Origin of the sequence: Nostoc sp. (genome assembly GCF_036919595.1) — a bacterium.
In the GTDB taxonomy this organism is placed as follows: domain Bacteria; phylum Cyanobacteriota; class Cyanobacteriia; order Cyanobacteriales; family Nostocaceae; genus Nostoc.
Map to the genome: position 1 here is coordinate 45,675 of NZ_JBALCO010000134.1, position 11,678 is coordinate 57,352.

The 11,678-nt window shown below is 44.1% G+C and carries 10 protein-coding genes; 9 read left to right on the forward strand and 1 reads right to left on the reverse strand.

The window, feature by feature from the left end; all coding sequences use genetic code 11:
• The first annotated feature begins 31 nt into the window (after nucleotides 1-31).
• From V7K21_RS20255 to V7K21_RS20285, 7 genes are all read left to right on the forward strand, one after another.
• Complete coding sequence (locus V7K21_RS20255) at nucleotides 32-493, forward strand: hypothetical protein (protein WP_335177044.1); 462 nt, start codon at nucleotides 32-34, stop codon at nucleotides 491-493.
• Nucleotides 472-1,968, forward strand: a complete 1,497-nt coding sequence (terL, locus tag V7K21_RS20260) for a phage terminase large subunit (RefSeq protein WP_335177045.1) — start codon at nucleotides 472-474, stop codon at nucleotides 1,966-1,968. The genes V7K21_RS20255 and terL overlap by 22 nt, the downstream gene beginning before the upstream one ends.
• A gap of 148 nt (nucleotides 1,969-2,116) precedes the next feature.
• On the forward strand, nucleotides 2,117-2,779 hold the full coding sequence (locus V7K21_RS20265) for a sigma-70 family RNA polymerase sigma factor (RefSeq protein WP_335177046.1): 663 nt from the start codon (nucleotides 2,117-2,119) through the stop codon (nucleotides 2,777-2,779).
• Entirely contained in the window at nucleotides 2,776-3,543 is a 768-nt protein-coding gene (locus V7K21_RS20270; RefSeq protein ID WP_335177047.1) for a DUF3102 domain-containing protein, read from the forward strand. The genes V7K21_RS20265 and V7K21_RS20270 overlap by 4 nt, the downstream gene beginning before the upstream one ends.
• Nucleotides 3,544-3,702: 159 nt before the next feature.
• Nucleotides 3,703-4,203: a helix-turn-helix domain-containing protein gene (locus V7K21_RS20275; protein WP_335177049.1), complete on the forward strand. Its 501-nt coding sequence runs from the start codon at nucleotides 3,703-3,705 to the stop codon at nucleotides 4,201-4,203.
• A gap of 218 nt (nucleotides 4,204-4,421) precedes the next feature.
• Nucleotides 4,422-5,033, forward strand: a complete 612-nt coding sequence (locus tag V7K21_RS20280) for a hypothetical protein (protein WP_335177050.1) — start codon at nucleotides 4,422-4,424, stop codon at nucleotides 5,031-5,033.
• Between the two features lie 44 nt (nucleotides 5,034-5,077).
• Nucleotides 5,078-5,536, forward strand: coding sequence for a hypothetical protein (locus V7K21_RS20285; protein WP_335177051.1), 459 nt, complete (start codon nucleotides 5,078-5,080; stop codon nucleotides 5,534-5,536).
• Nucleotides 5,537-5,610: 74 nt separating this feature from the next.
• On the opposite strand, the gene V7K21_RS20290 is transcribed toward V7K21_RS20285, so the two are convergent.
• Complete coding sequence (locus V7K21_RS20290) at nucleotides 5,611-6,900, reverse strand: pentapeptide repeat-containing protein (RefSeq protein WP_335177052.1); 1,290 nt, start codon at nucleotides 6,898-6,900, stop codon at nucleotides 5,611-5,613.
• A 169-nt stretch (nucleotides 6,901-7,069) separates the two neighbouring features.
• Between V7K21_RS20290 and V7K21_RS20295 the strand changes: the two genes are divergently transcribed.
• Both V7K21_RS20295 and V7K21_RS20300 read left to right on the forward strand, forming a co-directional pair.
• Complete coding sequence (locus V7K21_RS20295; protein WP_335177053.1) at nucleotides 7,070-7,333, forward strand: TRADD-N-associated membrane domain-containing protein; 264 nt, start codon at nucleotides 7,070-7,072, stop codon at nucleotides 7,331-7,333.
• 443 nt (nucleotides 7,334-7,776) lie between these two features.
• A partial coding sequence (locus tag V7K21_RS20300) for a hypothetical protein (protein WP_335177054.1) occupies nucleotides 7,777-11,678 on the forward strand: 3,902 nt, incomplete at its 3' end.

The following is an 11,678-nucleotide window of genomic DNA, read 5'->3' on the forward strand; positions in this document are numbered from 1 at the left end:
AAGTAATTTTATTTTGCAACATCTTTTTGCAATGCCGAAAAAAATCGACTGGGAGGAAATTAGAAAATACTGGCAGCAAACTGGAGCGAGTAGTAACGCGATCGCTGATCATTTTGGCGTGAGCAAACGCTCCGTAGATGATCGCATTCCTCAGTGGCGGACAACCGAAAAACCAGCTTCAAACGTTATTCAGTTACAGCCAAAACCTAAAGCCCAAAATCCCAGACTAGATTTTAGACGGCACGACGGCGAACCCATTGACGATCTGTTTGCTGTGGAAGCTGCGATCACTCACCTTCATGATTCACTTCCAGCAGCCTTAGATCAATCTAAAGGTGGGATTGCTGGGGCGATCGCACGACTGATCGAACTCAAGCGCAAACTCAAACCTGAAACTGTAGCTGATTTAGTCGAACGCGCCATTGAGCTTGATATTAGCCCTGAAGAATTTTTAACTGAGTTAAACAATGCGTGGCAAAGAAGAAGGGCGTAAGGCAGCAGTGGGAGGAAGCGGCTTGTGCATCTGCAAAACCAGAGACAGTCAAAGTAGCGCTCTCCCTTGCAAATTTTGTTAAAGAAAGTTGGCAGGTAATCGAACCCAGCACCGAGTTACTTTGGAATTGGCATATTGATGCAATGTGCTGGCACATCCAAGAAGCTTTGCTTGATTGGCATAAGCACAAGCTCGATCCGAATTATGAGCAAAGAATTCAAAATTTGCTTTTGAATGTGCCGCCGGGTAGTCTCAAGTCCAGGGTACTTTCTGTCTGCACTCCCGCTTGGTTTTGGACAATTGACCCATCTTGGAGAGCTATTTTCCTCTCAGCTAATCCTCGTGTAGCGTTGCGTGATAGTGTTTATTGCCGAGATGTAATTGAAAGTGAGTGGTATCAAAAACGGTTCTCGCTTGACTGGAAACTGCGAGATGATAATAATTCCAAAACAAGTTTCTGGAACACTAAAGGCGGTGTACGCAGTGCTTTTGGTTTTAATAGCCGCATCACCGGCGCGAGAGGCGATAGCTTGATCTGGGATGATCCACACGATGCCCAAGAAGTAAACTCTGAACTTATTCGCCAGGGAGTTATTGATCGCTGGGATAGTGCGATCAGAAACCGTGTGAACGATTTGCGATCGTCTGTGCGAATCGGGATAATGCAGCGTCTCCATGAGCTTGACTTGTCAGGGCACGTTTTAAAGCAAGGCGGCTGGGAGCATCTTTGTATCCCTCAAGAATTTGAAAAAGCGCATCTTCCTACGGCTCTAGGTTGGATTGACCCTAGAACAGAGCCAGGCGAGTTGATGTTTCCAGAGCGCTTTTCTCTCGTTGTACTGGAGCAAGAGAAGAAGGCACTTGGATCTTATGGCTTCGCTGGTCAACACCAACAGCGACCGGCTCCTGCTGATGGTGGACATTTCAAGCGTTCGTGGTGGCAGTATTACAAAGTTGCTCCCAGTGACTTTGATCTGATTATCCAGTCATGGGATTGCACCTTCAAAGATTCCAAAAAGTCTGATTTCGTCGTGGGGCAAGTGTGGGGCAAGCGTGGCGGACAATTTTACTTGCTCGACCAAGTACGCGATCGCATGGACATCAACGCCACCATCGCCGCAATCCGCGCACTATCAGCCAGGTATCCCAACTCGACCGCCAAACTTATTGAAGATAAAGCCAACGGGCCAGCTGTGATTAGCATGTTACAGCGTGAAATCCCAGGACTCATTGCCATTGAACCTCTTGGCGGAAAATTGGTTCGTGCAGTAGCGATCGCCCCCTTTGTTGAAGCTGGTAACGTGTTTCTGCCTGACCCCAGCATTGCTTCATGGGTGGGCGACTACGTAGGGGAATTTAGCACTTTTCCCAATGGCAGCAATGATGACCAAGTAGACAGCACAAGTCAAGCTATTAATTGGCTGGCAAGTAAAGTTACTTACTGGGCAGTTAGCCACGATAATTTGTGGGGATAGTTAACAGCGGAAAATAAGCAGTTGTCAAGTACATTTTCCCCAAGAGGAAATTGAACTTTATGAAGCAAAAGTATATTTTCCGTATTCCCTCGATTGCCTGTAGCCATTAACACCAAATAGCCTATTAATATTATTTGGTTGCAAAAATATGCAGTCATCTGCTGTTACTGCTCGGAACAAGTTAGCTCAGTCAAATGCAAAATTAGTTCACAAGGTCGTACATCGAATGTCCCAGGTGTGCCGTGAACCTTATGAAGATTTATATCAATTAGGCTATATAGGGCTTTTGAAGGCGGCTGATCGCTTTGATCCAAATACAGGAAATGCTTTTAGCTCTTTTGCAATTCCATACATTCAAGGGGAAATTCAACACCACCTGCGTGACCAATGGCAATTAGTAAAATTGCCGCGCACCGCTATTGAAACTAAAGCAAAAGTACGGAGATTGCAGAGGTCTTTGGCGTCTCTCGGTAGAGAAACTGATGCCTTGCAAATTGCCTTGGGATTAGGGATAAATGAAGAAAAATGGCGAGAGATAGAATCTCTTGATAGCAATGTAACTGTCAGCCTAGACGAGCTTCTGCATGAACCTATCCAAGTCGATGAGAATGAAGTTGATGATAGGGCTGTGCTGAGACACCTCAATAAACTACAAGTCAATCAACGGACTGCCATCGTTGAAAAATTTTTCAGCAATAACTCGATTCAGGATATTGCCAAACGGCATCATGCTACGCCAGAGAAAATTAGAGCTTACATTAATCTAGGATTAGTCAAACTACGTATTGCTTTAACACAAGATGAATTATGAATAATTTATTAGAAATAGCTAATAATATAAACTCAGCTTTTGAACGTTCAAAGCAATTGTATGAAGCTGGAATTGATACTTTATCTCAAGCGATCGCTGCTGATAAAGAAGCAGGAGAAATGCTACTTCAAGTCAAGAATTTTTTACCTTATGGGGAGTTTGGTGAGTGGGTTAATAAAAGCTGTGTTTTCACACATCGTCATGCCAATCGATTGATGCTGATTGCCAAAAACTGGCAGAAAATCGCTGCCAGTTTAGACACGCGTGTCGAAAGTGAGTCACCACTACTTTCTCTCAGAGGCGCTTTGTCCATAGTCAGCAACGAGCCAAAGTCAGAAGCACCGCCACCAGAGCCAGCCACAAAGTATAAGGTTGCACTAAAAAACCACCCATGTTACGGACAGACGGTTGTTGTTAAGCAGGAGTTGAATCACGGTGATATCCTTCTGTGCAAAACTTCTGGGGGTGATTTTGCCTTTGTAAAAAAAGAGTTAGTTCCTGAATCTCAGTTGCTTGAGGAAAGAGTGGATACTGAGATTATTGACGTGGAAGTGACTGATTCGAGTGAGCAATTGAAGGAAGCGATCGCGATCATCATTGAATATCTGCCGGAAACCGAGTTAAAAGCTATACTAGCGGCCAGTTTGAGTATTGGTAAAGAACATCTCCCAAGTAACGCTCTTATGTTGACAGCAAAGCTGATAGGAGGTCAGGAAATGCCTGTTTTGACGCACCCTTCGGGTTCGGCATTCCCTATGCGTTGAAACAACTTGACCGGGATGCTTCACTACGACACTGTGCGACAATAGGGTTGTCGTAGGGTGTCGCAACTGCTATTTAGTGACTTCTACTGCCCTTCGACTACGTTTAGAAACCGCGTAGCCAAGGTAAGCCGAGGTAGCGTAGTCGAAAGGAGTTGAAATATGAATATTCAAACTGCTGCTCAGTTTTTAGGCGTTTCTGTCAAGTCGGTCGAGCGTCATGTCAAATCGAAGAAAATCGCGGTTACTTATGTTGAGGGTAGGCGCGATTTTGATAAAGATGAATTGATAAGATTTAAGGGGCAAAAATTAGAGCCTCTATACCGCCCAGCTATCACTGCGACACAGAACGACACGGCATTGTCGCAGTCTGTCGCACCTGAATATTTAGGGGAGGGACTGGAGTATATAGAGGCATTAGCGCAATCAAGTGCTTGTATTGCCCAGCATTATAAATTAGCTGCAATCCGCTCTAAGATGGTGCTAACGTTGACTGAAGCAGCAGCGCTTTCAGGCTTATCTAAAGGATTTTTGAATAAGCACTTGAATGCTAGTAATCTATCGGGTAAAAAAATAGGTAAAGGCTGGAAGATTCGTCCGACTCATTTGGAAGAATTTATAGATGCTTTATTTGCGGGATTGTACAAAGAGGTTGACACTTAATTCTTCTACTATTAGCATAAGTAGCAAGCGCAATATAATATTTGAATTTTAAATTACTCTTGTTATTGGAATAGGAACTGCGGGTGTTCAGGAACACCCGTTTTTTGTAAAGTTTCACGATTAGCTTTTATTGTCTCCACGCGCAGGTGGCGATCGCCACCTTTTTTATTGGCAGATGGGGAACTCAGTTAACTGATAACTGATAACTGATAACTGAGATGTTAAAGCTCCCCTTTAAGACAACTCCAGAAGAATTTGAAAAAGTCACCGTTGGTAATTCCCATATTGGTGAGTTGGAGTTGCCAAAATACGGTGACCTCAGCCCCAACGAGCGCCTATTCATCAAATCAGCCAACCTTGTAGATATCCGCATGGCGGCGGTGAAGTTAGCAAAAGATATTGCCACCAAATCAGGCAACAAAGTAATTGATATTTATAATGCTTTAACTCAGGGAGATAGCGAGTCACTAGCAGAATATCTGGAGGAGTTCGTAAGCTTTCAGGATTTGATGGATGAGAATCAAGTCCAACGCAACTTAGTATTAGCTACTGCGGTAATTCAACGGTTAGTACCTGATTGGCAAGTAGAGAATACTAGCTCACCGAATCAAATTCATCCGCAATTACTGGACTTGATAGTTGAATTTGCTAAAAACGAGGAAGCTGGCTGGCCTGCTGTGGCAACCCAAATCACTGAAGAAGATTTGGGAAACTCGACAGAGACCAGCGAGACGCCGACTGGGGAGAAATTTTCTGGCGAGTCCGCCGCTACTGGCCGCAAGAAGAAAGATTCAGTGAAGGAAGATTTGGTAACCAGCCAACCTGGGTAATCCTCCAAGCGCTGCACTACGGCGCAAAGTTACACCGCGAAGAATTGCACTTAGCTGAGTTAGGTATCGCCACCCTGACTTCATGTTTTGTCAATAGCAATCGTGACCCCAAATCTGAAGCGGCTAAACCTAGCGATTTCTTCTATTTCACACCTATTGAAGATGAGGGCGATGCCAAAGGCGGGCACAGCCTACGCATCTCAAGTATTGCTGCTAATGCGTTCTTCGCTCTGGCTGATGCTGGTATTTTGCCAGGATGGTGTGTGGCGATCGCCCCTGTGGATAAACTTGTTAAATCCCGCAATAGCGATCCTTGTACGCCTATTGTGTGGATTGGTGAAGGGTTAGTGCTGCTACAGCCAGTGGTTGATAATGGTTTGGTCAGGTTTCCGCTGGGGTTTGTAGAAGCAAGCGGAGATATTGTCACAGATGGGGGAGTGGTGAAAGTTCCAGTACTGGGTGAAGCGTGGGTGCTAGATGGCGAGTTTGCACATACCCCATGAAAAATTTTTCATGGGGTCTTTGTTGTTGATTTATTTAGTGCGATTTTGCCAGATAACCGAGTCATAGTTAAAAATTATGGTATGGGTATGCCCGATAGTCTCAGCGCTATCTTAAAAACTTCTTTTGCAGCTTCACTTACAGTTGTTTTAGTGGCAGTATCACTTAATGACTGTCCCCATTTAACCAACTTGCCTAAAACTGTGGGGTCATTATCAGCTTTCTTTGCCAAGTCCTGAGCGGCTTGTTGTTGGGCTTGCTCTTGACTATATCCTTGAGTTTGCAGTTGAGTCAAAAGCTGTTGAATATCTGCGGCAGCTTCAGCAAGGTCTTGTTTTGACGAGTAATCAATATTTGATGAGTAATCATTTAAAATTCCGCCTATCATCGCCGCAACACCTAGTGAGTAGGAAGCAAAGCCCAAGATGCCGCCACCCCACTTTTTGGCACCACTCAGGTTGGCACCACTCAGGTCGGCATTTCTCAGGTTGGCACCCCACTTTTTGGCAATGCTCCACGTGACACCGCTCAGGTTGGCACCGCTCAGGTTGGCACCGCTCAGGTCGGCACCGCTCAGGTTGGCACCGCTCAAATCGGCATCACTGAGGTCGGCACCGCTCAGGTCGGCACCGCTCAAATCGGCATCACTGAGGTCGGCACCGATCAACTGTCGCATCCTAATCGGCTGACTAACAATCTCCTGGACTAAGCGCCATTTATCATCAGATTCGGCACTTGCATTATCTGAGCTTTCACTCAAAACTTGAACATCTTCGACAGGAAAACCTGTTACTGTTTTTAGTTCTCCTGATTTGATGCGAGATACAAGCCGCTCAATATCCTCTGGAGAACCTTCGACAAATAATCTGATGCTGCCTTCTTTGATATCAGTAATTTCTATAGTGTCACCTGGATATGCTCGTACAGCAGATTGAATAAATTCCCAGTTTTGAACTGAATGTATATCACCTTTTAAGGTAATAACTGCTTTAATTTTTTTACTTTGTTTATCTATTACAGTTACTTGACGGTGTTCTGGTTGCATTTGCTCTACCACCCCATCACTACCAGGGCTACTGTAACTACTTGTTGATAACTGCTTTGGTTGTTTTTCTTCTGTTAACCCTGCAATTTCTCTCCAGTTCAATTCCAGTGCCTCACATATCCTTTTAAGGGAATCAAGCTGAATTGGTTTGCGCCCAAAAAAATTTGTCACTGTATTGGGAGCCAACAGTTGAGACTTTGCAAAGTTGACTTTTGACTCAAACCCCATCCTTATCAAAGCTTTTTCTGCCACGTCAACACCTTCTACAGATGCTGTGATAGTTATTTTCTTCTTTTTTCTGCTAGGGCTTGGGTCTGTCATAATATGACTCAGTATTTAAAAAACGATCGCTTAGGCAATCAAAACTAAAGCATCAGATAATCATAGATAAATCACAAGTTATTTACAACACAATCTTTGTATAGTCAAGATTACAGGCTTTTGGTTCGATATTGGAAGTGTGAACTTAAACACACAAACAATAAAATTTATGAGTCATTTGCCAGTCGAATTTTACATTGCCCAAGAGCGCCTACGCCAAGCACGCTACAGCTTTAACCTTGCCCTAACTGCCACTGCTTTATCTGCTTGCATTAGCCTTATCGGAGCCGGATTACTCCTGTCAGGCAAAGTTACAGAAGGAACATTTACTGCCGTTGGAGGAATGGCAACGAGCGCGCGATGCATCCAATTTGCTAAGGAAGCCAACGATAGGCTTGATAAAACTTTGACTGAGATGAAAGACGGAGATTAAACTTGCAGTGCTAATCAGAGCGTTAGCGCAGCTCGCCGTTCGCGAAGTGTCCCGAAGGGAAGGCATCGCTTTTATCCTCGCGCATCCAAATTGTGCTGAAAATTGCGATCACATTTTACAACTCGCCAACACGCTGCGATCGCTCTCTGTCTCTTCCCCCAAAGAGAGTAGACGATACCGCCAAGATCATGAATGATTTTTCTTCTCTTGTCAGGTTGTGGGGGCGGGATTGTGACGAGGCCGCCTGACCTGGTGAAAAATTTTTCATGGGGTGGAATCAGTCTTTATCAAAATGCCGTAATACCCCATTCCTCTATAGGGTGGGGATGTAAGGCGGTGATTGACGATTGCATCTGTAATCAATTTTTGCCGTAGGCACCCGATAGTCGGGTGGTTTTTGTCTTGAGGGAACTTAAGCCATGACGTAAGTAAAAAGTCAGGTCATGGGAAGCTTAGGTTCCGCTTCAATTCAACTCAGCCTAGACCGTTCCCAATTTGACAACGACCTCAAAAAGCTGCAAGCGACTGATGCTGGTCAAATCGCATATCGCATCAAGCTTGACACCAAGGATTTTGAACGACAAATCAAGGGACTGCGAACTCAATCGCCCATCTTCATTCCCTTAGAGATAGATACTAGCCGCTTTGACCAGCAGATTAAGAAGCTATCAACGAGCATTGACCCCATCAAGGTTGACTTAGCGCCAAACGTTAAAGATTTTCAAGAAAAGCTGCGGCGACTTGGGCGAATTAGTCCGGTTGATGTTGATATTAAAGTTGATGAGGCGAAAGTTAAGCAGCAATTTGAGCAAGTTGGTAAATATGCGGCTCTTGGGTTTATTCAGGGGTTCTCTGGCGTTGAAGGCGCGGGTAAATCTGCCGTTGATTCAATGGTGAAGTCGGTTAAATCTCAATTGGGGATTCAATCACCTTCAAAAGTTTTTCGGGAGATTGGTAAGTATGCGATCGCGGGATTGATACAGGGATTGGAATCTGTTGATACTCGTGCGGTTGTCAATAAAATAACTAGTGATTTCAGAGCGATTGATATCAGCGCCAAAGTTAGATTAGTAGCTGACACGGGGAAACTGCAAGGACAAATAACGAGTGGGCTTGTTGCCTCCGTTGATGTTGAAATTGGTGGCAATTCTACAAAAAAACTAAGTGATTCTATCGCTGATTCTGTTGCCCATGCCGTCAGAAAAACTCAAAGCAAGGGTTTGTTTGGCGGACTTTTAAGTATGGTTATGCTGCCACTTAAGGTAGCAGGGGCTGGATTGTTTTTAGGCGCTGGATTACCGCTGGGACAGAGCTTAGGTGCAGGTATTGCTAAAGGAGTTAACAGTGCTTTAAAGGGTAAATTCAAAGCTAACCTGAGCGATATTGGTATAAATCTAACTGATTTATCTAAAGCAGACTGGAATTTAGCTAAAGCTATTGACGCTTTATTTATTGAAGGCAACCCAATTGGAAAAGCCAAAAATGCTGTCAAGGAACTGCAAGATGTATTTGCAGACTTGAAGGTGCTTGTAGCTCCAGGGACAATTGAGAAAGTTGTTGATTTTGGTAAACTCAGTTCCGCTGGCCCTAGAGAATTTAAAAAACAGTATGTAGCAGCAGCCAAAAAAGCTAAGGAACAGGGCAGAGAATTAACTCCTGAGCAATTTACAGAAGAACTTAAGCCCAAGGCTGAATTTAAAGCAGTAGGAACAGCGATTAAGTTAGCTGCAATTCCTTTTGGGTTTAAAAATAAAGTCATGAGCTTCGAGGCTCAACGCCAAATTGAAGCTCGATCTCAAAAGTTAAAAATTCCTGAAATTACTGAGCCAACTGTAACGCTAGTAACTGGTGGTTTCCAAAAGCAACGCGGTAGGGGTGCTTACGAAATTGCTGAATTAGCAAAGACTGTTTTACCTGGCTCACGGGTAATTCCAATACCCAACACTTATACCGACAGAAAAGCGACTGATACTAAAAGCGAATTACTGAATTTCATTAAATCTCTGGGGATGGATGTTCCACCAGCATTACTGGATACGCTTCAAAATACAGAGAAGCTTGTTGGAACTGGAGCAAAAGGCTACAGTCCAGACGCGATTAGAATCGCAGCTTACGCAAGGGCTGTGCAACGCAAATATCCCGATAAACCTGTTAATGCTGTTACTTTTTCTGGTGGGACTTACCCTTTAGAACAAGCTATCCAGTTTGATACCGATGCAGGAGGAAAAACGAAAGGCATTGGCTTAGGGGCTGGAGTTTATGGACTAACAGGAAGGCATAACCCCAACTATAGAGCAATGATTGGGGAGCAAGATCCATTGGGCTTTCCCTTCCAGTTACTAAAGCCCACAAAAAATACAACAATCATTCCTAACTTTGCCGATACCACTTCAATGGATGTGCATAATCCCAAAAGGTATTTTGCTAATCCATCTGTCCAGGGTGCAATGTCTGAAATGTTTACCGGGTTTGTGCCGCCACAGGGGACGATAAAAGCCCAAGAAGACATATTCTCCTTAACCAATCGGAAAGTAGCAACAAATAAGCATACAGATAGGTTGCAGAGATTTATTGCTGATCCGACTTCAGTTCCTCCTGAGCGTGTCGAGAAATCTTTTGGTGAAGTGGCAGATTTTTTGGCTAAAAATAAAGCTCTATTTGGCAATGCCCCAGATCCAAAAATAGCAATAGATAAAAATCCTCGTGCTCGTTCGATACCTCAGTTGACGGCATCAGGGGATAGACTAGCGCTTGATGCCCAACAGTTTTATGATGCCGCCAAAAAGGTCTTATCAAAAGCAGCCGCCGTTCTAGCTAAACCTCTTGGTATAAATGAAGCACAGCTAAACGGTTATGAGCCGGAGCAGCAACTCAAAGTTGTTAGGGCTATTTCTAAGGTAAAAGCAGAAACGCCAGCCCTAAATAGAACTGTTGCTAGACTCCAAGGCGCTCCAGAAAATGCCGACTATTCTTTCTATACAAAAGATTCAGCAGTTGCCACCAAGCGGGTAGAAGACTTTAAGGGACTGATAAATTATTTGCGATCGCAAGTATTCACCGATTTACCAGCAGACATTGACAAGCTGGCTCAAGAATACCTTAAATACCTCGAAGAACTTCAAGGTGCCATAGTCAAGCTTGTTACAAATGGTGAGGCGATCGCGCCGGAAATTTTAGCTCAAAAAGACAAGCTAAATCTCCTGTCATTCGAGCCAATTGGATCAACTCCAGCTTCCCCAATAAGCCTTGAGTCGGAGTCTAAACCAACTTTACCTCAGCAGCAACTGCAAGCTTTGTCAAAGCCGCAAAGCTCGCCACATGGAGTACTCCACGTGGCAGACTTTGCGCGAAATGCGCCACCGGGGATACTCCCCGTGGACACTTTCGCGCAAAATGAGCATCTTATAAGCAATGCTGAGAAAATCGAAGGTGGATTCAAAGAATACTCTGAGACTTTCAAAAACAAGGTACAAGCTTCTCAAGAATTGGGTGACTTCACGGAAGTCAACAAACAAATTCAGGATTTTATAAAATATGCAGCTAGGGCGAAAAAAGAGCTAGAAGAAATTCGACAAATACTCATTGGCAATGGAAAAATAGAAAAATCTGACAGCACCAATGCTGCTTCCATTGCCAAAAAAACTATCACGACTCAGACCAAAAAAATACAACAAGAGCTTGGCAAGTCGGGCAATTCGGTTGATTTGATGAATTCTGTAGATAAGGAGTTAGCACGACTAGATAAAGAAGGGGCCTCTGTTGGAGCAAACCTATCCAAAGGCATAACTTTGGGTATTCAGCAATCTGCACCTGTTGCCATTGAATCAGCAGAACAGATGGCTCAAAATATCATAGAAACTACCAAAGAAACCTTTGGCATTCATTCACCATCAAAAGAATTTGAGCAGATTGGAGAACATATTGGGGAAGGCTTCGAGATTGGTATCAAAAGCTCGATGCAAGAAGCAAATGAAGAATTGCTGAGACTCGTTAACTCCTCAGTGGACGCAGTAGAAAAATTGTCTACACTCCCAGCTCCACCACCTCCACCAGGGTTCAATTCGCCAATTAGTAAGCCACTTCCAATTCCACCTCCACCCCCAGGTTTTAATCTACCAATTGGTAGTAAGCTAGATCCGAGGTTAAATCCTAAATATGCTCAAGAGGCACATGACCGAAATGCTCTTGACTTCAAATATGCTGAGGCTGCACACGACAGAAGGGTACTAGACCCCAGATATGCTCAAGAAGCACATGACCGAAATGCTCTTGACTTCAAATATGCTGAGGCTGCACACGACAGAAGGGTACTAGACCCCAGATATGCTCAAGAAGCACATGACCG